Origin of the sequence: Pleurocapsa sp. PCC 7319, assembly GCF_000332195.1 — a bacterium.
In the GTDB taxonomy this organism is placed as follows: Bacteria; Cyanobacteriota; Cyanobacteriia; order Cyanobacteriales; family Xenococcaceae; genus Waterburya.
In genome coordinates this window covers 5,694,331-5,718,988 of the sequence record NZ_KB235922.1, presented here as the reverse complement: position 1 = coordinate 5,718,988, position 24,658 = coordinate 5,694,331, and the positions used below count along the sequence as shown (strand labels likewise).

16 protein-coding genes are annotated in these 24,658 nt (G+C 39.9%); 14 read left to right on the top strand and 2 right to left on the bottom strand.

From position 1 onward, the window contains the following. Positions 1–66: 66 nt before the first annotated feature. From PLEUR7319_RS0130010 to PLEUR7319_RS0129945, 14 genes are all read left to right on the top strand, one after another. On the top strand, positions 67–3,093 hold the full coding sequence (locus PLEUR7319_RS0130010) for a response regulator (RefSeq protein WP_019508936.1): 3,027 nt from the start codon (positions 67–69) through the stop codon (positions 3,091–3,093). A 40-nt stretch (positions 3,094–3,133) separates the two neighbouring features. After that, positions 3,134–3,628, top strand: coding sequence for a chemotaxis protein CheW (locus PLEUR7319_RS0130005; protein ID WP_019508935.1), 495 nt, complete (start codon positions 3,134–3,136; stop codon positions 3,626–3,628). Between the two features lie 62 nt (positions 3,629–3,690). After that, positions 3,691–5,313, top strand: a complete 1,623-nt coding sequence (locus PLEUR7319_RS37190) for a methyl-accepting chemotaxis protein (RefSeq protein WP_083892600.1) — start codon at positions 3,691–3,693, stop codon at positions 5,311–5,313. 14 nt (positions 5,314–5,327) lie between these two features. Continuing rightward, on the top strand, positions 5,328–5,948 hold the full coding sequence (locus PLEUR7319_RS38675) for a chemotaxis protein CheW (protein WP_019508933.1): 621 nt from the start codon (positions 5,328–5,330) through the stop codon (positions 5,946–5,948). Positions 5,949–6,198: 250 nt separating this feature from the next. Further along, positions 6,199–7,404, top strand: coding sequence for a response regulator (locus tag PLEUR7319_RS0129990; protein ID WP_019508932.1), 1,206 nt, complete (start codon positions 6,199–6,201; stop codon positions 7,402–7,404). A gap of 386 nt (positions 7,405–7,790) precedes the next feature. Beyond that, the gene (locus PLEUR7319_RS0129985; protein WP_019508931.1) at positions 7,791–8,153 is read left to right on the top strand and encodes a response regulator transcription factor; all 363 of its coding nucleotides are present in this window, start codon (positions 7,791–7,793) and stop codon (positions 8,151–8,153) included. Between the two features lie 73 nt (positions 8,154–8,226). Then, positions 8,227–8,784, top strand: a complete 558-nt coding sequence (locus tag PLEUR7319_RS0129980; protein ID WP_019508930.1) for a chemotaxis protein CheW — start codon at positions 8,227–8,229, stop codon at positions 8,782–8,784. 128 nt (positions 8,785–8,912) lie between these two features. Next, on the top strand, positions 8,913–11,318 hold the full coding sequence (locus tag PLEUR7319_RS0129975) for a methyl-accepting chemotaxis protein (protein WP_019508929.1): 2,406 nt from the start codon (positions 8,913–8,915) through the stop codon (positions 11,316–11,318). A gap of 72 nt (positions 11,319–11,390) precedes the next feature. Beyond that, on the top strand, positions 11,391–14,144 hold the full coding sequence (locus tag PLEUR7319_RS37180; RefSeq protein WP_019508928.1) for a methyl-accepting chemotaxis protein: 2,754 nt from the start codon (positions 11,391–11,393) through the stop codon (positions 14,142–14,144). A gap of 39 nt (positions 14,145–14,183) precedes the next feature. Further along, positions 14,184–18,290, top strand: a complete 4,107-nt coding sequence (locus PLEUR7319_RS0129965; RefSeq protein ID WP_019508927.1) for a hybrid sensor histidine kinase/response regulator — start codon at positions 14,184–14,186, stop codon at positions 18,288–18,290. Positions 18,291–18,309: 19 nt separating this feature from the next. After that, complete coding sequence (locus PLEUR7319_RS0129960) at positions 18,310–18,798, top strand: chemotaxis protein CheW (RefSeq protein WP_019508926.1); 489 nt, start codon at positions 18,310–18,312, stop codon at positions 18,796–18,798. Positions 18,799–18,989: 191 nt separating this feature from the next. Further along, positions 18,990–19,562 carry a DUF1802 family protein gene (locus PLEUR7319_RS0129955; protein WP_019508925.1) on the top strand — a complete coding sequence of 191 codons (573 nt, stop codon included), beginning with the start codon at positions 18,990–18,992 and terminating at the stop codon, positions 19,560–19,562. 320 nt (positions 19,563–19,882) lie between these two features. Then, positions 19,883–21,097 (top strand): HhoA/HhoB/HtrA family serine endopeptidase, encoded by a 1,215-nt coding sequence (locus tag PLEUR7319_RS0129950; RefSeq protein ID WP_026102872.1) that lies wholly within the window; start codon positions 19,883–19,885, stop codon positions 21,095–21,097. Between the two features lie 43 nt (positions 21,098–21,140). Further along, complete coding sequence (locus tag PLEUR7319_RS0129945) at positions 21,141–22,646, top strand: helicase C-terminal domain-containing protein (RefSeq protein ID WP_026102871.1); 1,506 nt, start codon at positions 21,141–21,143, stop codon at positions 22,644–22,646. Positions 22,647–22,844: 198 nt separating this feature from the next. Here the strand turns inward: PLEUR7319_RS0129945 and PLEUR7319_RS0129940 are convergent, their stop codons facing one another. Beyond that, positions 22,845–23,120 carry a MoaD/ThiS family protein gene (locus PLEUR7319_RS0129940; RefSeq protein ID WP_019508922.1) on the bottom strand — a complete coding sequence of 92 codons (276 nt, stop codon included), beginning with the start codon at positions 23,118–23,120 and terminating at the stop codon, positions 22,845–22,847. Positions 23,121–23,221: 101 nt separating this feature from the next. Next, positions 23,222–24,520 carry a threonine synthase gene (thrC, locus tag PLEUR7319_RS0129935; protein WP_019508921.1) on the bottom strand — a complete coding sequence of 433 codons (1,299 nt, stop codon included), beginning with the start codon at positions 24,518–24,520 and terminating at the stop codon, positions 23,222–23,224. Positions 24,521–24,658: the final 138 nt, after the last annotated feature.

Here is a 24,658-nt window from a genome sequence, read left to right as displayed (position 1 = left end):
TCTCTCTGAGGCTATTCACTATCACAATTACCCAACTTAACCTAACCTGAACTACTATAGACGATTATGTCCGAGGATAAAGAACTTCAAGTACGACTGCAATTTCTCGAAGAAGCCAGAGAATATATCGATGATATGGAGTCTGGATTATTAGGGTTAGGCTCTGGTCAAGTTAATCCCCAGCAGATTGATAGCGTTTTGCGGGCTGCTCACTCTATCAAAGGAGGTGCCGCCATGATGAGATTTCCCCATCTATCTCATCTAGCTCACCGTCTGGAGGATTTTTTTAAAGTACTGAAAGTTGGCAAAACCGATGCAGTTGACAGTCAACTTGAGACTTGGTTATTGTCTGGAGCCGATTTTCTACGGCAAGTTATTGCTTTTAATCGTCAGCAAATACCTGTCGATCAGCAGTGGTTAGAGGAAACAGTCAATCCACTATTTGATCGACTTCATGAACGTCTAGGAGATCCGCAACCAGAAGATGCGGCGGCTTTGCTATCGGCAGAAGTTGGGGAAGATATGAGTACCCTAATTTTTGAGACTGAAGTAGAAGAAACACTATCTCAATTAGAATCGATTGTAGGGGATGCAGATGTAAATAGTCTCAATCAAGAACTACTGAATGCAGCACAGGAATTAAGTGGTTTGGGAGAAATGCTGGAACTTCCTGCTTTTGCCGAATTATGTCAATCTACCATTGACCATTTAGAGGCTACCCCAGACAAATCTCGTTTAATTGCCACAGCAGCGCTCCAAGCTTGGAGGCGATCGCAAGCACTAATTTTAGTTGGACAAGCGGAGGTTATTCCCCATACTCTGCAACTAGAAGCGGAGGAACACGATGCCGATGTCAGAGAAACCTCTCCTCAATTAGAGCTTCTGGCTGAGGAAGCGGAAGAAGATTTAGATTTTTCGGAACTTGACCGCATCATTGAAACCGAGAATATCGAAGACGAAACTCTAGATTTATTTACCTCTCTTGACGATTTGGTTGCTACTCCTAAAAACTTAATCAACGCTGTAGCTAGCACTCCAATCGCCAGCCAAGAGCAGCCAGAAGTCGAACAAAATGTTATACCTCCTGCACAATTAGATGCTGTAGCTGTAGTTAGCGAGGAAAGAACTCAAACCATTCGCGTCGATGTTAAACAGCTAGAACAATTAAGTGATTTATTTGGGGAAATTGCGATAGAACGTAACGGTTTAAACTTACGCATCAATAGTTTGAACAATTTAGTTGATTTACTACGTCAAAGAATCAAAACTCTAGAACAATCTAACTTTAAGCTGCGTATTGCTTACGATAAAGTAGCAACTGATAACATTAATCTTCAATCCAACTCAGCCCAAGCTGGTAATAAAGCTATTAATGCAACGGTAGTTAATCAGGGCAATGTCATAACTGCTCAACCAACACTAGCCAAAATATCTCTTCTGCATCAGCCTCGGCAATATTTCGATAGTTTGGAAATGGATAGCTATAGTGATATTCATTTACTTTCCCAAGAAGTAATGGAAACTGTGGTTCAGCTTCAGGAAGTAGCTCAAGATATTAAACTGAGCTTAGAAGATACTGATAAAAATGCCAAACAGTTAGATCGGGCAAGTAAGCAGATGCAGAATACGATTACTCGTGTTCGGATGCGCCCCATATCCGACGTGCTAAATCGTTTCCCTCGTGCCTTGAGAGACTTAGAAATAAAGCATGGTAAAAAGGTACAACTCAAAATTCGTGGTGGTTCTACTCTAGTAGAACGCTCAGTCTTGGAAGTACTAAATGATCCCTTGCTACATTTATTTCGTAATGCTTTCGATCATGGTATTGAATCTCCTGAGGTCAGATTAGCAGCTAATAAGCCAGCCCAAGGCTCAATTAATATTAGTGCAGTTCATCGTGGTAATCAGACCATAATTACCATCAGCGATGACGGTGGTGGTATCGATATTAATAAAGTCAAAGCCAAAGCGATCGCTATGGGTATTGATGAAGCAGACTTGGCAAATGCTAGCAAATTAGAAATCTTAGATTTAATTTTTGAACCAGGTTTTAGTACCGCAGAACAGGTTACAGACCTTTCAGGACGAGGGGTGGGGATGGACGTTGTGCGAACTAATATTGAGCAAATCAAAGGTACAATCCAAGTAAATACTCAGTTGGGAATAGGTACCAGCTTCATTATTAAAGTTCCTTTCAGTCTCTCGGTAGAGCGAGTTTTGTTAGTGGAAAGTAATGGCATCTTAATGGCTTTTCCGACTAGCTTGATTGAAGAGATGCTGATACTAGATTCTCAGATGGTCAGCCACAATGAACAGGGTCAAGAAATCCTTATTTCCGAAGAAATAGAAATTAGGCTAATTCGCTTAAATCAATGGTTACACTTATCTAGTTTTGCTTACAATTCCGGCACTGAACTAGAAACTGAACCAACCATTGAAGAACCAACGGTGCTAATCATTGCGGTGGATGATGAGCGTTTAGTGGGAATTCAAATTGATCGCTATTGGCAAGAAGAAGAAGTTACGGTGCGTTCGGTGGAGGGTAATATTGCTTTTCCCCCAGGATTTTCAGGATGTATTGTTTTGGGAGATGGTCGAGTTGTACCTTTGGTAGATGCAATTGGTTTAATTAACTGGATTGAAACAGAACCCGATATTTCAACTTCTAGATTATCTGCTGTCGATCTCGAAGCAAGCAAAGTAACCCGAACTCCATTAGCTCTTCCTCGTCCTACGATCATGATTATCGATGACTCGATCAATGTGCGTCGTTTCTTAGCTCTAACCTTAGAAAAAGCTGATTATCAAGTGGAACAAGCTAAAGATGGTCAAGATGCTCTCGACAAAATTAAGGCAGGTGTATCTCCTCGAGCGATAGTTTGCGATATTGAGATGCCACGCCTCGATGGTTTTGGCTTTTTAGGTCGTCTGAAAGCTGAACCGCAGTATAAAAATCTGCCTGTAATTATGTTAACTTCTCGTAGTGGTGAAAAACATCGCCAACTAGCCATGAATTTAGGAGCAACAGATTATTTTAGTAAACCATTTAAAGAAAAGACTTTAATCTCTACCCTCAAAAAAATTACTAAGTAAACCCGTAAATTGTCAAAGTTATTCGTTTAGTTTTTGCTTCATGAACACCACTATTACTCCACCCCCCGATTCGCCAGAGGTTCAGGTAACAGCCCCTTATTTACAAATTCAACTAGACTCAGTTACCCCAGCTTTAATTCCCATGCAATACGCCCAGGAAGTTCTAACTCTACCCTCCAGGCGCATTACTCCCATGCCTAATTTACCTGATTGTCTCTTGGGTTTACTCAATCAACGTAGTCGTATTATTTGGGTAGCCGACTTGGGGCAAATGTTGGGGAAAAAGCCGATTAACCGCAATCTTCAGCAATATAATCTGGCAATTATTCGCTGGCAGAATATTCCTTTAGGACTAGTTGTGGCTCAAGTTAAAGGAGTAATCCGTCTGGTACCAGAATTAATTGAATCCCCTGCGGGCAATGTAGCAAAGAGTTTAGTCCCCTATCTCCACGGTGTTTATCAACGAGCTGACACTAACTGGTTGGTTTTGACCACGGAGGCAATTATTAATTCTCCTCTGCTTCATTCTCGTTGAAACATCAGTTAAGCAAATTATTATTGTCTAAAAATTATCTTATTTTAAACTTTATATTTACAATGGCTATTAACAATAAGGCACCTGAACTAGATCTCCAAACTGATTCCCTGAAATCAGATCCTACGCATCCAGAAGATAAGTCTGACTCTGACCCTGCCCCAAAACAAATAGTAGACACCAATCCCTTCTTTAATTTAAAAACAAAAGCCATTTTACTAGCGATCGCGATTGGTGTAATTCCCCTGGGAACAACGGGATTGCTAGCCTATGGTATTTTAAACCAATCCCGAACCAAGTCAATTAGTCAGGAACAGATTGCAGGCACTGAATTAACAGCAGATCGGATAAACAGATTAATTGATGACCGCCTGGGAAAATCTGTCAGACAACTGGGTTGGATACTACTGCTGGGAACAGCTACCACAGCAACCTTAGTGGGGGTGACTGCTTATTACCTCGCAAATCGGGCAATTCGTCCCTTGCTGGAGATTGATCGAGCAGTACAAAAAATTGGTCAAGGAGAATTTAAAACCAAGATAGCCATTGAAGGACAAGATGAATTGGCTCAACTGGGGTCGAACATTAACCAGATGGTCAACAAAATTACTCAACTGCTGCAAGCACAGACGCAAACTGCTCAACGACAAATGCAAGATCAAACTGCACTGGTGGAACGAGAACGTCAGCAAAATCAAAGCATACAGCAAGAACTCTTACAATTTTTGATGAGCATTGAGGAAGCTGCTAGCGGCAACTTAACCGTCCGAGCGGAGATTACCGATGGTTCCATTGGGATTGTGGCAGATTTTTTCAATTCCATTATTGAAAGCTTGCGGGACATTATCACCCAAGTACAAAACACCACTTCTCAGGTGAATACTTCTGTTAGTGCTAATGAAGGCGCAATTCGTCAAGTAGCTGATGCCGCTATTCAACAGACCACTCAAATCAGTCAGACTCTCAATGCAGTAGAGGAGATGACTAATTCTATTCAGCAAGTAGCTAAAAATGCTCAGACCGCCGCTGAAGTATCCCGTACCGCTTTTTCCACAGCCGAAACTGGGGGTGAAGCAATGGAGCAGACGGTTAATAGTATTTTACAACTCCGAGAAACCGTAGCTTCGACTGCTAAAAAGGTCAAACGTCTCGGGGAGTCTTCGCAAGAAATTTCTAAGGTGGTTTCCTTAATTAATCAAATCGCTATGCAAACCAATCTATTAGCAATTAATGCCAGCATCGAGGCATCTCGCGCAGGAGAAGAAGGACGAGGTTTTGCTGTAGTAGCAGAGGAAGTTGGCGAACTAGCGATTAGATCTGCCGAAGCCACCCAAGAAATTGAGGAAATTATTGACAATATTCAAGAAGAAACTCAAGAAGTAGTAGTGGCGATGGAAGTTGGTACAGCCCAGGTAGTCGAAGGAACACAATTAGTCGAGCATACCAAGCAAAGCTTGGATCAAATTGTATTAGTCTCTCGTCAAATCGACCAATTACTCCAGTCTATTTCCGACTCTACCATTGACCAAGCACAAACCTCTCAAACAGTTAAGCAATTAATGCAGGACATTTCACAGGTATCAATTAAAACTTCAGATTCTTCCCGCCAAGTATCTAATTCCTTGTCGGAAACAGTCAAAATTGCCCGTAATTTAGAAACTTCAGTAGGTACTTTTAAAGTTTAGAGTAGTTTTATTTTATGTTTAATCATTCTAGTTTGCGATCGCTTTTAGCGGTGGGCGGAGCCCAATCGCGAAGCCTGGACGGAGTCCAATCGCCTTTGGTGGTGGGCGGAGCCCAATCGCGAAGATCGGCAAGGCGTAAAAACAAAGCCGAGCAACCAATAATTGCTTTCCAGCTAGGTAGAGAATGGTTTGCTTTACCAATTTTGGCAATTCAGAAAGTTATTCCCGTCAGTCAAATTAATTATATTACGGGGGATTCTCAAAATAATCTTTATCAATTCAAAGATAAAAAACTAACAATTATTGATGTTGAGCAACATATTTTTGCTAATTCATCACCATCTAAATCATCAGTAACTACAGATTCAAGTTTATTGAAACAACCAGAATTAACTAGTCCAGTCTCATTTTCTTATGTAGCAATACTTCAACAAGAAGCAGAAATTTTAGCTGGATTACCTCTCAATTCTCAACCAGTAATTTATAAAGTCCCACCAACTGACTTTCAGGCTATAACTTCGACTGAAATAGGTAGCTACGATAGGCAATATATAGAAAGTAAAGTGACTAATATAGATGAAATTTCCCGTCTATTTATCTTAAATTTGCAGCAATTACTACAATTAATCAATTGAACTAGCAAAAATATTAAATTAGCTCTAGATAACCCATTTTTTAAAAATTGCTATCTGTTAATATCATCGACTTTTAGGGAACTATAAAGATTGAGGTTGATTTGTCAACTTGTATCGCAGCATCATGTTTTTTGCCGTTAATTAACAAAGATGAAAGATACCTATTCTTAATTAGTCTCTAACTCAACTTATGCAAGTTGAGCAGTAGCTTATTTAAAAACTGCGCTTGTTTTATAATAGGAAGTTTGTCATGACGACTGCCAAAAATGGAATTAGTCATCTTCGGACTCATATTCAACAATTTACTGCCACCAAACAACTTGAGCTTTTTGAATCTTTAAAAGAAGCTCGGTTTAGTGGTCAGCTCGTTATCTCCGATACCCAAAATCACACCTGGATACTCTATATGTATTTAGGGCGTATTATGTATGCTAGTGGAGGAGTGCATCCTGTCAGAAGATGGAGAAGACATATTGTTGCTTATTGTCCTGAAAGACTATCTCAGATTGAAGAAATCCAGTTGACTCTAGCTAACATTGCTCAAGAAGAATCGAGAATATCTTGGGAATACCAGCTATTATCGCTGTGGATCGATCAAAATAAAATTAGTTCCGAACAAGCTACCAAAGTAATCAGGGCTACCATAGTCGAAGTTTTGTTTGATGTTACCCAAGCAATGGAAGTTACTTATGAACCAATCAAAGATAATTTATTATCCACTCGACTAATTTTAATTGATGCTGAACAGGCAATAGTCGAGGCAAATAAGCTTTACTCTGATTGGCAAGAAGCAAAAGTTGCCGATCGCTCTCCTGATATGTCGCCAATTATTCGTCAACCAGAGGCTTTACAGCAAAAAACCTCAGCTCAAGTTTATCAAAATCTTCGTCAGTTGTTAGATGGTAAGCAGACTTTACGCGACTTAAGTGTACGAATGAAGCGAGATGTGGTGACTGTAACTCGCTCTTTATTGCCATACATACAATTGGGTTTAGTACAGTTAATCTCCATTGGTGATATTGCGCCGCCCGCATCAACTCCTATTGCAAAAAAACTAACTACTACTAAAGCTCTTAATCGTTCAACTATTGCTTGCATTGATGATAGTCCGATTATTTGTCAGACAATGGAGAGCATTATTACTGGAGCTGGATATCAATTTGTCGCCGAAATGGATGGTTTAAGAGCGATCGCGATTCTGCTAAGTCGCAAACCGGATCTAATTTTTTTAGATCTAGTGATGCCAAACACCAACGGGTACGAAATTTGTTCACAATTACGTAAGCTCTCTTTTTTTAAAACTACTCCGATTGTAATTCTGACAGGGAACGATGGCATTGTTGACCGTGTGCGGGCAAAAATGGTTGGTTCGACCGATTTTTTGGCTAAACCTGCTAAACCAGAGCAAGTTTTGGCCACAATCAATAAATATATAACTCAAACAAAAAAAATATAGTTATTCAAAATTTAAATAATTACTACCTAAACCGCATCTAGTTTGAGCGTGGGGGATGCTGAATTTAGTTCAGCATATCCAACCACGCTGTTGAAACCTGTAGTTTTTAATGTAATTGTTCGAGAAAGTAACAAGTAGCAAGTAAAAAGTAAAAAGTTGTTCTTGATCCTTCTAACTCAAACTTCATTTAACCAGCAAAACTCCAGTTTTCAATATGGAAGGGGTTTAAAGCGACTAACAGTATAAAACTTATTAGTTCAATTGTGACTTTGGCGCTGTTAAAGGGAACTATAAATACTATCAGACTAGTGAGTAATTTTAATTGGAAATATGAAAAACAATAGCTTAAAGTTCGAACCAATTTATAGACTGAGGTGACAATTGTTATGGGATACACTCTGATTGTTGATGATTCTGCCACGGAAAGATCGATTATTACTGGCTGTTTAAAGGAAGTCGGGATTAATGTATCGGTTGCCTTAAGTGGCGAAGAAGCGTTAAAAAAAATTGAGCAAAAGTTTCCTGATTTAATCGTTTTAGATGTGGTGTTACCAGGTCGTAGTGGTTTTGAGATTTGTCGCGAACTCAAAGGTGCTGCCAATACCAGTAAAATTCCGATTATTCTTTGTTCGACCAAAGGGACTGAAATGGATAAATTTTGGGGCATGAAGCAGGGAGCAGATGCTTATATTCCTAAACCAATCGATCAAGAGGAATTAGTGCGTAAAGTAAAAGAATTGATCTCTTGAAGTTGACTGTAATTCTCACATTTTGACCTTGAAAGCAGCTGGCAAAAAAAAATACTAAAGGTACTCGATTATTGTGTCCGATCAATCTTTAAAGTCAAGCTTATTAACCGCAGGTGAAGAGCTTAGCAGTCAGACAGAAGAGGAGCAGTTTTTAAAATTTCGTCTGCATCCTAATTCCCAGGTAATGTTGCCAATCAAACAAATTACTGAAGTTTTAAAAATTCAGTTTGGTCAGATTGTCCCCATTCCTCAAATGCCTTCTTGGGTGATGGGTGTCTATAATTGGCGCGGCGATATTCTCTGGATGGTAGATTTGGGAAATCTAATTGGTTTTCCTGCTTGGCATCAAAATGAAATCAATTCCTCAAACCAAACAGCAATTGTTTTGTCTCCTAATAAGGAAAATAATCGCTCCCATGTTGAGTCCAATATTGATCTGGGTTTAGTTGTTGCTCATGTCGAGGACATAGAATTGTGCGATCTAGCTAAAATTCAACCTTCACCAAGCTCGATGCTCACGCCACAGCTGGAACCATTTTTGCAGGGATATTGGCTAAAAGAAGATGAGATCATTCTGGTTCTGGATGGGCGAGCAATTATTACCGCTATGCCCAAAACCTCAGTTAGTTAGTCTATCTATTTTATTTTTTGTAATTTTATTCTCTGGCTCAATTCATTAATATTCAAAATTCTATTGGAAAATTTTTAGCGGTTTATTAATAGTTGAACTTATTACCTAGCCTATCTATTTTAGTTTTTATGAATAATTTGCCTCAATATAATAATCTTGGAGATGTTCCAGTTCAGATTAATACCAATATAAATTCTGCAGAAGCAAAATCTCCCTTATTACAGCAACTATATAATCTGCCAATTAGCTATAAAACAGGTCTTATTCCTTGGTTTAGTTTTGGTGCGTTAGTTCTGGTTTTGGGAGCTGGAGGCTTGATTCTCTCTGGAACTTTAAAAAGTCAATTATTCAAACAGGCTGAATCTAGATTAGCAGTAAAAAGCCAGATCATTGAGATGTTGTTGGCTGGTGATAGTCCCGATGCTAAGTTACCAATAGTAGAGAAAACAATTGCTGCATTCACTGGCAGGCAGAGTTATAGCGCGATTTATTCACGTCAGTCAAGTGGGGAATTTACGTTGACTTCATCCTCAACCAATGTTGATGGGCAAATAAACCTCGATCTTCCTTTGTTAGACAACAAAATTATTGATTTAGCAGTTGATAGTAACGGCGAAATAGTTGAACAAATAGGCAAAGTAGCTGACAAAAAATATGTCTTAGCCGCACAAACAATCACAGATACTGCCGGGCAACCTGTGAGTGTTTTAATACACGGTAGTTCTCTGGGTTCTATTAATAGCGTAATCCGCAGTAACTTGCTCGCTCAGAGTATTTTATCGCTAGTTATTTTGGTCGCGATCATTGCTCTAAGTAAAATTTTAGAACAAGCGATCGCCGAACCGATTCAAACTCTTCAAAAAGTGGCTCAAGATTTTACTGAAGGTAATTTGCAAGCGCGGGCAACAGTCAGCACTACGGATGAAGTAGGGTTATTGGGCAGCACCTTTAATATTTTGGCAGATTCAATTGTAATTAATGAAGCTAAATTAAAACAGGATCTAGAACGCTCCCGCTCACTAAAGGAAATAACTCTGGCTATTTCTGAGGCGGTGAATCTAACTGAAATTTTGCAAACTGCCGTAGACAATAGTAGAACGGTACTCAATGCAGATCGAGTGATCTATTTCCGGTTTGATGATGATTGGCAAGGAAAAGTCATTGCTGAATCGGTAGATACCAAATTTCCAGTTACTTTAGATGCCGAAATTAACGATCCTTGTTTTGCTGAGGGATATGCCGACAGTTATCGACAAGGACGAGTTAAAGCGATCGCCAATATCCATCAGGCAGGCTTGAACGAGTGTCATCTCAAAATGTTAGCGCCTTTTGCAGTAATTGCTAGCTTGATTACGCCTGTAGTTATTAATGAGCAATTAGTCGGTCTATTAATTGCCCATCAATGTGAGGAACCCAGAACTTGGACCGAAGATGAAATTGATTTACTAACTCAAATCGCATCTCAGGTAGGTAATGCCCTAGAAAAAGTTGCATTGTTAGATAAACAAAAACTAGCAGAGCAGCAAGAAAGAGCAGCTAAAGAAAATCTTCAACGTCGGGCATTTGAGTTATTGATGGAGGTCGATCCCGTTAGCCAAGGTGATTTAACTGTGCGGGTGAAGGTGGCAGAGGATGAAATTGGTACGATCGCTGATTCCTACAATGCCACGATTGAAAGCCTCAGGAAATTGGTAGCTCAGGTCAAAACTGCCGCCGCCTTGGTATCTACCACCACGAGCGATAAAGATTTATCAATTCAAGAGCTATCTAATGATGCCGCAGCACAAACTAAGGAAATCACCACTGCTTTAGAGCGGATTCAAGGAATTACCAACTCAATTCAGGCTGTAGCTAGTAACGCCAAAGAAGCAGAAGCAGCGGTATTGAAAGCGGCAGAAACAGTAAAAGCAGGAGACGATGCTATGAATCAGACGGTCATCGGTTTCCAAGAAATACGCAATACGGTGGCGGAAACTGCTAAGAAAGTCAAGCGTTTGGGCGAGTCTTCCCAAAAAATTTCCAAAGTGGTCAACGTAATTAGTAATTTTGCCGATCAAACTAATTTATTAGCTTTAAACGCTTCGATTGAGGCAGCTCATGCTGGTGAAGAAGGACGGGGTTTTGCCGTCGTTGCCGATGAAGTACGATCGCTGGCTCGACAATCTGCCGAAGCAACAGCTGAAATTGAGGCTTTAGTTGCAGATATTCAAGCGGAAACTAATGAAGTAGTTGCCGCCATGGAATCGGGTACAGAGCAAGTGGTTGCAGGAACCAAACTAGTAGATACTACTCGTAATTCTTTATTCCAAATTGCTGATGCTAGCCAAGAAATCAATCAATTAGTTTCGGCGATCGCTGCTGCTACAGTTGAGCAGTCTCAAGATTCGGCAGTAGTAAGTCAAACGATGGTACAAGTTGCTGCCATCTCTAATAAAACTGCTACTGAAGCTGATGAAGTATCAACATCCTTCAAGGATTTATTAGCGGTGGCACAACAGTTACAAAACAGCGTAGCTCAGTTTAAAGTCAGCTAGTTAAATAATCAGATTTGAGATTCAAACTGTTTTACACATAAATTTACTCATAATTGTAATGAGACTCTTTCCATGACGAAGACTTCTGCTCCCGAACGCTACTTTGAATCACTTGCAAATCCTACCAACTCTGGTCAGGGGAAATTAACCTTCTCTACATCATGGTGGCAACAAACAAGTATTCGGATTAAGACTACATTTTTGGCGATCGCCATTGGGACAATTCCCGCTTTGGCATTGGGTTCTCTGGCTTACCATTTTGCTAATAAATCAATTGTCCGCGAAATTGTAGCTGCCAAGCAAGAAACGGCAACAGAAGTAGCGGATAAGGTCGCATTTTATATGCGGGAACGCTATGGAGATATTCAGATTATGGCGAATCTGAGTATTTTGACTAATCCTCAGTTGCGATCGCAAACTACTACTGAAGATAAACAACTAGCTTTAGATCAATTCATTCAAGCTTATACAATCTATGATAGTATTGCTGCCTTTGATCTGCAGGGGAATGTAATCGCCCAATCCACAGGAAAGCCTCTACCCAACCATAGAGACCGAAGTTATTTTCAGGCAGCTCTAAAAACCAATTCACCTATTCTCAGCCAGCCTATAGTTTCCAAAAGTTCGAGAATTTCTGCTGTTTATCTTGCGGCTCCCATCAAAGATAATCCTACTGGTAAAGTCATTGGTATCCTTAGGGCAAGAATGCCAGTTAAGTATCTGCGAGATGTCATTTTAGCTGGTGGTACTGAGAAAAATTATTTGTTGGATAATCAAGGAGCAATTTTCGCTGCTTCCGATCAACAAGAATACGAAACTATCTCAAGTTCAGCTAATAAAGTGCAACCTGCTAGCGATCGCTTTGATATTTTCCCAACACTACAAAGATCTCAGCAAAAAGATACTCAGATTGTTGAAAACCTATTAGTTTCCTATGTGCCATTTGGTGATTTTCAAGATGAATTTCGCTCTCAACTACCCAACTTAGGTTGGAGTACAATCACTACTCACAACAAGCAGATTGTGTTTGCGCCCCAAAGACAACTACGTAAAGTATTCATCTTAGGAACAGGAATTATCGCTGTGGGAGTGGGATTAATTTCTTTTACTTTGGCTGAGCGCTTACTTCAGCCGATTTTAGCGGCTGCTAATGCCGTGGAAGAAATTGGTCTAGGTAATTTGGATACTCGCCTCCAAATATCCGGAGCAGATGAAATTGCCGAGCTGGGAGAAAACATCAATCGGATGGCAGTTCAGTTATCTGATTTTGTGCAAGTCCAAACTTTGTCAGCTCAACATTCAGAATCAATTAAAAATTTGACCTTGCAATTGGCATCGGTAGCAGATCAACCCAAAATTCTCGATCTGGCAGTAACAGAAAGCTTCAAAATTTTGACCGCTAATCGGGTTATTTACTATCAGTTAGAGAGTAATACAGCAGGCAAGGTTGTAGCTGAATCAGTTGCTCCGGGATTTAGGTCCACCCTAAATACTGATATTTACAACGCCGAAATCATTACAGAATATTGCACCAGACATCAGCAAGGTAATACTCAAGTCCAAGTAATTAACGACTTCAAGTCACCAGATCTCATACCATCTCATCAAGAAAAGTTGAGCGCTTTAGAGGTTAAAACTAGCTTGATTGCTCAAGTTACCGTAGAAAACCAACTAGATGGACTACTGATCGCCCATTATTTTTCTGATGACCAACCTTGGCTTGATGAAGAAGTAGAATTCATCACTCAGATTGCCAATCAAATTGGTTTTGCTATTACTCGTTTAAAGTTTCTTCAACAACAACAAATAGCGGAAATCAGAGAAAAAGAAGCGAAAGAAGCAATTCAAAGTCGAGCTTTAAGTTTATTGCAAGAGGTATATGAAGTTGGGTCAGGTGATTTAACTGTTCGGGCAAAAGTTACTGAAGGTGAGATCGGGACAATTGCTGATTCTTACAATTCAACTATTGAAAGCTTACAAAAACTGGTCAATCAGACTAAGACAGCAGCGACGGAAGTTCAACAAAATACTTTGACTAATGATGTTGCAGTTCAAGAATTGGCACAAGAGGCTGTCGCTCAATCCGAACAAATTTCTCGAATGTTAGAGCAAGTGAATGCTATGGAGCAATCGATAGACCTAGTTTCAAATCAGGCGATTCAGGCAGAGAATTTTGTTAAGCAGGCTAATTTCCAGATTGATAGCGGAGACAAGGCAATGAAACAAACCGTAGCCGAAATTAATGCGGTTCAAACGACTGTCATGGAAACCGCTACGAAAGCCCAAAAGTTAGGAACATCTTCCCAAGAAATTTCTCAGGCAGTCAATCTCATTAGTCGCTTTGCTGCTCAAACTCACTTACTGGCTCTTAAAGCCTCCATTGAAGCGGCAAGGGCAGGGGAACAAGGTAAAGGTTTTGCGGTAATTGCTGACGAGGTTCGATCTTTAGCAACTCAATCGGCAGAAGCAACAGGAGAAATTGAAACTTTGGTTAACAAAATTCAACTAGAAACTAACGACGTAGTTAAAGCAATGAATAAGGGGACAGAGCAAATAGCTTTCGGCAACGAATTAGTGCAACAGACGCGTCAAAATTTGACTCAAGTTAGCCAAGTCAGTCATGAAATTAGTAACTTAGTTGGCTCAATTACTCAAGCTGCCAAACTTCAGTCCGAAACTTCTACCCAAGTAAGCCAAACTATGGTGGATGTAGCGGCGATCGCCGAAAATAACTCCCAATTCGCATCTGAAGTATCGGCTTCGATTAAACAATTATCCACAATCGCTACCAAACTTCAGTCAGACATCGGCAAATTTAAAACTTAGTTTAATCTCCTTTCCTAAATTGCAAGCCATACCTAAATCATGTCACTCAATCCCGATATCCGCGACCAAGCGTATCAATTTTTTATCGAAGAAGCTCAAGAACTCTTACAGGTTCTAGAAACAGGTTTGCTTTCGCTTCGTCAAGATCACAGTACCCCCAAGGTACATGAGTTGATGCGAGCTGCTCACTCCATCAAAGGTGGCGCGGCTAGTGTTGAATTGAGTGCCATTGAGCTATTGGCTCATCGCTTAGAAGATTTTTTCAAAGCTCTTTATAGTGATGATGTTGAGTTTGATGAGGAATTAGAAGGCTTATTGTTACAGGGATATGATTGTCTCCGTAATCCACTGACAGAACAAATTGAACAAGGCTCTTTTGACGAAGAATCAGCTCTTTTGACCGCCGAACCAGTCTTTTCTGCTTTAGAAATATGTCTCGAAGATGCGCTGAAAAATTCCGACAACTATATTCCCAGTGCAACAGATTTAGGAGTTGATATTGTCTCGTCCATTTTTGAAGTAGATGTAGCACAAGCTTTAGAGCATTTACAGAAAGTTGCCAGCAATCCCCAAAATTATGATCCAGCGGCAGAATTAGAAACTCAGCTAGAGGTATTTGCCGGTTTTGCTGAGTTATTTAACCTACCGGGCTTTAGCGATATTATTCAAACAGCTCAAAAAGCTTTGGCTGAAAATCCCGATCGCGTATTGGCGATCATCGAAGCGACAGTAGCTGACTGTACTATCGCCAAAGATCTAGTCTTGGCAGGCGATCGCCAACAAGGGGGTCAAGTATCTCCTGCTTTGAGAGAGTTAGCTCAAGGAACAGTTACATCTTCAACTACAGAAAAACAACTTGCTAGTAATACAAAGATCAATACAGAGACAAATATTGCTGGTAATGAGAATGTTTTAGATAGTCAAGACAATTTATGGTCTTCGGAGGCAGCTACAGAAGCACTTGCAGAAGATATCTTCGGTACACTTCCCGATGCCGAACCTGTTCTGACTGAAGCAATTACTGAAACCGCTGAGTCAACTGATGCCGATATTAACGACATCTTCGGTTCAATCCCTGACTCTGATGCTGGTTTAAGTAAATCTATTGCTGAAAGTGCTGAGTCAACCGATGCCGATATCAATGACATCTTCGGTTCAATACCCGATGCTGAAACTATTGTAAAGCAAACTAATGCTGAACCGGCTGAGTCGACTGAAGCTGACATTAACGACATTTTCGGTTCGATTCCTGAAGCTGAAACTACTGTTGAGCAAGTTGCGGGAGAAACTCTTGAATCATCTGAAGCTGATATTAATGAGATCTTCGGTACGCTTCCTGATGATGAATCTGCGATCGCCGAATCTTTAGCGAACGATGATGAGGAACTTACCCTAAGCGAGATCTTTGGTAAGATTCCCGATACCGAACAACCTGTGAATGCTGAAGTTGTGGATAGTTTAACAACTGAGATTACGGCCAAGGACGAAGCATTAAGTGAAGATAATCAGCAATCTCCACCTAAAAATATAGAAACGGCAGTGGAATCAATTGCAGAAATATACGATAGTCTTCCTAGCATTGATACCGTTCCTGATGCTCTCCCATTACCAGACTCTCGCTCTCCCGCTCAAAAATTTCAGCCCGAAGTATCCTCTGTAGCAGAATCAAAAACTGCCAAACCTAAGTCCAAAGCTGCTCCTAAATTGTCTGTTCGGGTTGATTTAGACCGCTTGGAAAGAATGAATAACTTAGTTGGGGAGTTGACAATTAACCGTAATAGCCTGGCTCTGCAAAATCAACAGCTACAGGAAAATGTATCAGAACTAGGACAGAAATTTTTTCGCTTTCGAGAAGTTACTAAAAAACTGAGAGAAATATCTGACACGATGCTTATCGAGCAACTAAGCAATAACTTTGATAGTTCGATAGCAACAGAAACTAAATCGGATGGTCAGAATTTTCACTCCCAAGAAAATTTTACTGATGAATCAACAGAATTTGATTCCCTAGAGATGGATAGCTACAGTACACTCTATTCCTCTTTACAAGAGGTATTGGAAGAGATAGTACAGTTAGAGGAAAGCGTAGATGATATAACTATTTTTGCTCAACAATCTGATCGCACCATTAATGTGCAACGCCAAATGTTAGGTCAAATGCGCGATGAGCTAATGTGGGTCAGAATGTTACCACTAGAGCAAATTTTGCAGCGTTTTCCCCGCACTCTACGAGATTTATCTACTAAATATCAAAAACCAGTAGAGCTTAAGTTGACTGGTACTGGAGTTTTAGTCGATAGAGCAGTTTTAGAAAAATTATCCGATCCCTTACTCCATCTATTACGTAACGGTTTCGATCATGGTATTGAAGATACAGCAATTCGGACAAATCAGGGGAAACCGGCAACAGGATTAATTGAAATTAATGCTTACTATCAAGGTAATCAAACGGTAATTGAGGTTAAAGATGATGGCAAAGGTTTAGATATAGATAAGATTACCCGTAAGGCAATGGAGAAAGGTCTGATTTCTCCCCAAGAAGCAGCATCTGCAACTAAGGAAAAATTGTTTGAGTTGATTTTTGAACCAGGATTTTCTACGGCTAATCAAGTTAGCGAGATTTCAGGTCGAGGCGTAGGCATGAATATTGTGCGATCGCAAATTGAAACTCTCAAGGGGAAAATTACCGTTACCTCTTCTCCTGGATTAGGTTCGACTTTTACGCTGCGCTTGCCTTTAACTTTAACGATCGCCAAATTATTAGTCTGTTCTCTGGGGCAAACTACTTTCGCTATTCCTTCAGATAGTATCGAAGAGATTATTATTCCCACCGACAAACAAATTAGACTATCTGGTAATCAGAAATTTTTGTCTTTACAACAAAAGCTAGTGCCAATTTATTCTCTAAGGGAAATATTGGAGTACAATTGCCCGATTTTCGAGTTTGATTCTTCTAGCCCCGCTTTTAAAACAATTGCGCCTCCTGATGATTGGTTGGCTCCATTATTGCTGTTGCGCCGGGGGCAACAGTTATTTGCCTTGGAAGTTGTGAACTTGATTAGCGAGCAGGAATTAGTCATTAAACCCTATGGAAAAGCGATCGCCGCTCCACGATATTCCTATGGCTGTACGATTCTCAGTGATGGTAGCCTGATTCCTGCTTTTGATGGTGCAGCTTTAATCAGTACCATTTTAGGAGAAGAGACTGAGCAATCTGTACTGCTAGCTAATGTTCCTGCCGAGTTGGAAAAGTTAAGCAATTCTGATTTAGAATCAACTTTAGATACAGATGCGATCGCTACGGAGCAATTAATTGATGAAGCCTCGGGTAGCAACCAAGCTACTAAGCAGAAGACAATTATGCTCGTTGATGATTCTACTGCATTACGACGAACTATGGCATTAACCCTAGAAAAGGAAGGTTATCGAGTCATTCAGAAAAAAGACGGCAAAGATGCTCTCGATGGATTTCGGCAAACTCCGGCTCTAGACTTAATTATTTGCGATATCGAAATGCCCACGATGAATGGGTTTGAGTTTTTGGGGATGCGCCGTCGCGATTCTGCCTTAGCAAAAATCCCCATAGTTATGCTAACTTCTCGTAGCGGAGCTAAACATCGCAATTTGGCTAACCAATTAGGAGCCAATGGCTATTTTACTAAACCCTATATTGAGCAAGAGTTTCTGGCAGAAGTTAAAAAAATATTTGAGTATAACGATAGTTTTGTCAGTCAAACTCATTCTAATCAACCAGCTATAGAAACCAAAACTATTCTAGTGATTGATGATTCTTCCGCCTTAAGAAGGACTTTAGCTCTGAGCTTAGAACAAAAAGGTTATCGCGTATTACAGGGAAGAGATGGCGTTGAAGGTTTAGATTTACTCAAAAATAATTTACAAACTACTTTAGTTATTTGCGATGTCGAAATGCCCAATATGAATGGCTGGGAATTTTTAACTGCTTGTCGAGAAGACTCACAACTTACCAAAATACCAGTGGTGATGCTTACCTCTCGTGACAGCGAAAAACATCGTAATTTAGCTACAGGTCTAGGAGTTAATGGGTATTTTACTAAACCTTATATCGAGCATAAATTTTTACAAGATATTGATAATTTGATTGCCAAATATAGTAATTTAAAATAGCTTTAATTAGCCAATATAAATGAATAATTTAGTAACTAATTCCCCGACAACAAAAATATCAAATTCTAGTTCTACTTCATTAATCAAACTATTGGTATTTGAAGTTGGTAAGTTAACTTTGGCTTTACCAATTCTTCAGGTAAAAAAAGTGGTCAGGCAACATGCTGTTCACGGTAGTGGATTGAGTCACGTTAATTTAGCTCATTTAGAAGAACAAGAAGTAGCAGTAGTCGATCTACACCAAAAGCTATTTAAAGTTAGCCAGACCGAAGTATTTCCCCATAAAGGCTATTTTATTATTACCAAAAACATCACCGGGGAACCATTAGGAATTTTTGTAGTTCATCCTCCTAGTATTATTGATGTTCCTTCAGGGCAAATTCGCCTCATTCCTGATTCTTATCGCCGCGCCGATACTTTAGAAATTGCTAGCCATGTTGTGGTCATTCCTGAAGAAAATGCTAAATCCTTGACTATTTTTATGCTTGATCTGGAACGATTAGTCTAATACTAAATCCGTTTTGTGTAGGTTACCTAAAAAATCAAGTAACGAGTAACAAGTAACAAGTAACAAGTAACAAGTAACGAGTAATGAGTAATGAGTTGAAACGACTTTAGTTAGAGAAACTAAACACTACTTTTACCAAGCGGATTTTAGATAACATATAAGCTGAGATTCTCCAACAAGTAAAATCAGCTATGGCACTAGCTAATATTCAACAACTTCAGCACGCCTTAAAAGAATGGGCGATCGCAGTTGACGCTTTGACCGCAGGCAAAACTATTGTTCTACTTCGTAAAGGTGGTATTCGCGAACGAGGTTTTCAGGTAAAACACCGTTTGGTTTGGCTATACCCCACTTTTGAACATCAAAAACCCCATTTACTAAAACCAGAATATACTTCCGAAGTTGCCTTAGTCGAGTCTGGTTGGCATCCTGAAATGGTCAATATTAAAAGTTGTGCCCAAGTCACTGATGTTTGGGAAATAAGCAATCGCAGTCACATAGAAGCGTTGCAACCTTATCATATTTGGAATTCAGAGATGATTGACGAGCGTCTTCAATGGAAACCTGAGCAACCTTTGATGGTTTTACTCTTGAAAGTCTATCGCCTGGATCAACCCCAAGTAATTCCCTATAACGATCAGTATCGAGGCTGTAAATCCTGGATTGATCTAGTTAAACCGATTGCTACTGAGCAATTAATTCCCGTAATGGAAGATAAAATATATAATCAAATATCTCAAGAAATCAAGGCGTTGCTAATTTAGGCGTTGCTAATTTAAAGGTGTAAAAACGAAAGTAATACTGTTATTAGCTTTCAGCTCTCAGCTCTTAGCTCCTAGGCTTTAGACAACTATAATTTCCTAAATTTTCAAGCCATCAATACTCCGAACTCCAAACTCCGAACTCCGAACTCCGAACTCCGAACTCCGAACTCCGAACTCCGAACTCAAATTAGTAAAGTTTTGCGTCAGCAGCCCGCTCAGATAGAGATAATAAGTTTATTGTGGGACTATGGGAAGCTTTATTGATTTTTGTCTGCGATAATTTTAATAGGGATCAAACCTGGCATCAGCTCTTAAATAATATGAAATTTATAATTAATAAGCTTAGTGCATATATAAGTATTCTGGCACTTGGTGGTGGCATAGGATTTTTTGGCAGTCGATATATTAATCAGCAACCTAAGGTAATTAAGCAATCTCAAGTTTATCCTACGGCAATTCCTGCTCTATCTAATCCTCCTCGCAGCCAAAATAATAATGAAAACATTAACTTTATTGCGACTGCTGTACAGAAGGTTGGTCCGGCAGTAGTCAGAATTGATGCTTCTCGCCAGCTCTCCTCGACATTACCGGACAATTTCAAACACCCTTTATTTAAACGTTTTTTTGGTAGTGATAATGATAATAATGCTCTAGAGTCTGTACCTGACAAAGTTGAACGGGGAACTGGTTCTGGTTTTATTATTGGTTCTGATGGACGTTTAATTACTAATGCTCATGTAGTTGCTGGTGCAGAAAAAGTTCAAATCACTCTTAAAGATGGAAAATCCTATGAAGGTAAAGTTTTAGGGACAGACTCTTTTACTGATGTGGCTGTGGTTAAAATTGACGCCAACGACTTACCCACCGTAAACATTGGTAATGCAGAAAATCTCACTCCAGGAGAATGGGCGATCGCCATCGGTAATCCCTTAGGGTTAGATAATACCGTCACCGTAGGTATTATTAGTGCTTTGGGTCGTTCTAGTTCTCAGGTCGGTGTTCCTGATAAGCGAGTCAGATTTATTCAAACAGATGCGGCAATTAATCCAGGTAACTCTGGAGGTCCACTATTAAATTCGGAAGGCGAAGTCATCGGGATCAATACGGCAATTCGTGCCGATGCTCAAGGACTAGGTTTTGCGATTCCGATTGAAACGGCTCAACGAATAGCTAATCAATTATTTGCTAAGGGTCAGGCGGATCATCCCTACTTGGGAATCCACATGGTTAATCTCAGCCAAGAAACCAAAGCGGAAATTAATTCCAGCGAAGATTACGGGTTTAAAATTGCTGAGAACGATGGTGTACTAGTAGTGCGAGTAATTCCTCGCTCGCCTGCTGCCAGAAGTGGTTTTAAGCCAGGAGATATTATTCTTAAAGTTGGTGATAGTCTTGTAAAAACGTCTCTCCAAGTACAAGAACAGGTAGATGTCAGCGAAATTGGTTCCGAACTCAGAATCGAAGTTTTACGAAATGGAAAGGTAAATAATCTCAAAGTTAAACCTAGTGCTTTTCCTAAAGCTGAATTTGAGTAATAGTGGAAACTACGACAGTCCTTTCTTGTAATTTAAGTTAAATGTGATTGAAGTAGAAGTCCATTCATCCCTGAGAAATTTTTTGCGGGAACATGGGGATCGTAATTTTCCTCATCATTTGACGATGTCACGCCTTATTGCCAGAGCTTTACGCTTAGGTCGTCCTGCTTTGATGCAGACTGGCAGTAGTGTTAGTCGGTATTGTCTCAGTTACTTAATGCCCATACTCTTGGGTGAATGGTCAGTAATAATCGTTACTCCTTCAGCAACGCAACAGTACTTGTTGGAGCAAGAGATTCCTCAATTACAGAATTGGTTGGGAACAAACAAAAAAGTCAGAATTGGCGATCGCTGGGAAGAGCACGATCAACTACTGTTAACTTCCCCTGATAATTGGCTGAGAGATCGTCTTGAGCACCTTGAGAGATTCCCCCTCAATATCCCGATAATTATCGACCGTGCTGACGATTTAGAAGAATGGGCACGACAAATATTGAGCATTAGTATTACCACTAAGGATTGGTCAGAATTATTACAAAATGTTCCTGATTTTAGTGAATTAATTCGCAACACTAGAGTCAAATTAACTAAGTCTATTTTTGCTCGTCCCGAAAATCCCTATCGTAATTATGTCTTACTTGATTCAGAATTAAAAATTCTGAGTTATTTATGTGAATTACTCAACGAAAAAAAACTATTAACGCCAAAATTTAGCCTCTTTTGGCAGCAAATATCTCATAAATCGATTATCTCTTGGATTTCACGCGATCGCAGTTTGGGTCTTTTTACGATTCATCTTGCTCCTGCTGATGTAGGAACTAAGCTACAACGGATTTGGCGTCAGCAACCAGTAGTTATCATTGGCAGTTTTCTGGATATCGAAGCCTCTGCACCAATCTATCGGCAACAGTTAGGTCTAGATTTAGAAATGCTAAGTCTTAAATTTACTCCTAACCGACAAAACGATCATATTCAGTTATACTTACCTGATCGCTTTCCCCTGCCCAACACTCCTAACTTTCAGTCGGCTCTAATTAAACAGGTTCTACTACTGGTAAGTCTTAGTAGCAGCGTCGAACAATTGGTTGTCGTCATTGTTGATGATATACCTCTTCAAGGACAAGTTGGTTCAGCTTTGGCTGGTGAAGTTGGTTCACGGGTTCAAGTCGAAAAAACGGCGATCGCAGATAATAGTGTTTTAATTTGTGGCTGGTCTTTTTGGAAACTACACCAAGAAGAATTACCTATTCCCAGACTTTTGATCATTGCTACGTTGCCCATACCATCCCTAGAAAACCCCCTAGTTGCCAACCGAGTTGCCTATCATAAACGTCAAAAACAGGATTGGTTTCGCCTATATCTGCTACCTACTGCCTTAAAAACTTTAGAACAAGCAGTAGTACCTCTTCGAGAATCTGAGGGTATTGTAGCTTTGCTGGATAATCGAGTTAACTTTCGGAGCTACGGCAAAACGATCTTATCTACTCTAGAGCCTTGCGCTCGCATTAATTATATCGATCCTACTTGGTTTGGATATCCTAATTCTTAAACTTATAGTCATTCCAAATAAAAATCATACGATTGTGTAAGGGCGAATCGCGATTCGCCCCTACGATAAATTATCTATCTAACAAAATCTCTCGTCATAGGTCAACTAATTGGAATGACTATACTTGAAAAACAAAAAAAAGGTTAGCCACCAAGCTAACCTCACTGTTACGGAATCTATAAAATAAAGTCTTTGGTCTTAACCTCCAGCAACTGCAGGCACAATACTGACTTCATCACCATCATTTAAAGCTGTATCCGTACCTTCTAAAAAACGGATATCTTCACTATTGACATATAGATTAAGAAAACGCCGGGGTTTGCCAGTTTCGTCACAAATACGAGCTTTAATTCCAGGACAATTAGTTTCCAGAGCATCAATTAGCTCATCTACATTGCTACCACCACATTCGATAGTAGCTTGATTGTTGGTAAATTTTTGTAGAGGGGTCGGGATTAATACTTTAACGGTCATATGAAATCAGAAAAAAATAGATAATTGATGATTAACGATGGCTACTTATTAATTAACTTAATTAACCACCTGTCGAAGATAGATTAAATTAAAGTTGAAAACTATACACTAGTTTGTTGCCATTCAAGACGCTCTAGAGTACGAGAACGTTCTAATGCACGCTCAAAACTGTCTAGCTTGGGTTCAATGATTAAAGGTTCGCCAATGTATCCTTGTACGGCCTCTTGGGTTTTTAAACCATTTCCAGTAATGTAGACAACTGTTTTCTCCTCGGGATTAATTTTGCCAGCTTCTACTAATTTTTTCAGCACGGCGATCGTAGTACCACCAGCAGTTTCAGTAAAGATACCTTCGGTTTCTGCCAGCAGCTTCATTCCCTCTACGATTTCGGCATCTGTTACAGATTCGATATTACCGTTAGTTTTGCGTGCTATATCTAAAGCGTAGAATCCATCGGCGGGATTACCGATCGCAATGGACTTAGCAATAGTATTAGGTTTAACAGGAGTAACAAAATCTCTACCTTCTTTAAAGGCTTGAGCGATGGGAGAACAGCCTTCTGCTTGTGCGCCACTAAACCGAACAGCTTTTTCTTCTACCAGACCCACTTTGACAAATTCATTAAAACCTTTATAGATCTTGGTAAACAGAGAACCAGAAGCAAGAGGAGCGACGATGTGATCGGGTAATTCCCAGCCTAGTTGTTCGGCTACCTCAAAACCAAGAGTTTTAGAACCTTCAGAATAGTAAGGACGAAGATTAATGTTGACGAAACCCCAACCGTAGCTATTTCCTACCTCAGAACAGAGACGGTTTACTTGGTCATAGTTACCTTTGACTGCCATTAATGTTGGGTTATAAATTAAAGTTCCCAGAACTTTTCCTGCCTCTAAATCCGCAGGAATAAATACACAACAGTCCATTCCAGCATGAGCAGCGATCGCCGCTGTGGAGTTAGCTAAATTACCAGTACTGGCACAAGAGACTGTAGAGAATCCTAGCTCTCTAGCACGAGTTAGAGCTACTGATACTACCCGATCTTTGAAGCTGAGGGTAGGCATATTGACCGCATCGTTCTTGATATAAAGATTTTTTAGACCCAGTTGACGAGCTAAACGATGAGATTTGACCAAAGGAGTCATCCCAGTACCAACGTCAATAGGATTTTCACTTTCTACAGGTAGAAACGCTTTATAACGCCAGATAGAATGAGGACCTGCTGCAATACTCTCCCGGCTTACTTGTCGACGGATTTCGTCATAGTCATAAGCCACTTCTAGAGGAGAAAAAGTTTCCTCACATACGTTAAGAGCTTTAAGGGGATATTTTACTCCACCTTCTTTGGACACTAAATTTGTGAAAGTCTTGCCTTTAGTAGTTTTGATTGGTGTCTGAGTCATGATTTAACTAGGATTCCGTCAACAGTGATTCCGATAGTATCACAGTCAAAAACTGTCGGTCAAATATACCCGATAATTTTAGTCGGGATTAAAAACAGTCATAAAAAAACGGGATTTTAATCCCGCGAATTCTTGATT

What these genes read in the sequence shown, in the direction of transcription:
- PLEUR7319_RS0129985 (WP_019508931.1), top strand. Translation starts at nt 7,791, where the DNA reads ATGGGATACACTCTGATTGTTGATGATTCTGCCACGGAAAGATCGATT.
- PLEUR7319_RS0129940 (WP_019508922.1), bottom strand. Translation starts at nt 23,120, where the DNA reads ATGACCGTTAAAGTATTAATCCCGACCCCTCTACAAAAATTTACCAAC.
- PLEUR7319_RS38675 (WP_019508933.1), top strand. Translation starts at nt 5,328, where the DNA reads ATGTTTAATCATTCTAGTTTGCGATCGCTTTTAGCGGTGGGCGGAGCC.
- PLEUR7319_RS0129975 (WP_019508929.1), top strand. Translation starts at nt 8,913, where the DNA reads ATGAATAATTTGCCTCAATATAATAATCTTGGAGATGTTCCAGTTCAG.
- PLEUR7319_RS0129950 (WP_026102872.1), top strand. Translation starts at nt 19,883, where the DNA reads ATGAAATTTATAATTAATAAGCTTAGTGCATATATAAGTATTCTGGCA.
- PLEUR7319_RS0129955 (WP_019508925.1), top strand. Translation starts at nt 18,990, where the DNA reads ATGGCACTAGCTAATATTCAACAACTTCAGCACGCCTTAAAAGAATGG.
- PLEUR7319_RS0130010 (WP_019508936.1), top strand. Translation starts at nt 67, where the DNA reads ATGTCCGAGGATAAAGAACTTCAAGTACGACTGCAATTTCTCGAAGAA.
- PLEUR7319_RS37190 (WP_083892600.1), top strand. Translation starts at nt 3,691, where the DNA reads ATGGCTATTAACAATAAGGCACCTGAACTAGATCTCCAAACTGATTCC.
- PLEUR7319_RS0129990 (WP_019508932.1), top strand. Translation starts at nt 6,199, where the DNA reads ATGACGACTGCCAAAAATGGAATTAGTCATCTTCGGACTCATATTCAA.
- PLEUR7319_RS37180 (WP_019508928.1), top strand. Translation starts at nt 11,391, where the DNA reads ATGACGAAGACTTCTGCTCCCGAACGCTACTTTGAATCACTTGCAAAT.
- PLEUR7319_RS0130005 (WP_019508935.1), top strand. Translation starts at nt 3,134, where the DNA reads ATGAACACCACTATTACTCCACCCCCCGATTCGCCAGAGGTTCAGGTA.
- thrC (WP_019508921.1), bottom strand. Translation starts at nt 24,520, where the DNA reads ATGACTCAGACACCAATCAAAACTACTAAAGGCAAGACTTTCACAAAT.
- PLEUR7319_RS0129960 (WP_019508926.1), top strand. Translation starts at nt 18,310, where the DNA reads ATGAATAATTTAGTAACTAATTCCCCGACAACAAAAATATCAAATTCT.
- PLEUR7319_RS0129965 (WP_019508927.1), top strand. Translation starts at nt 14,184, where the DNA reads ATGTCACTCAATCCCGATATCCGCGACCAAGCGTATCAATTTTTTATC.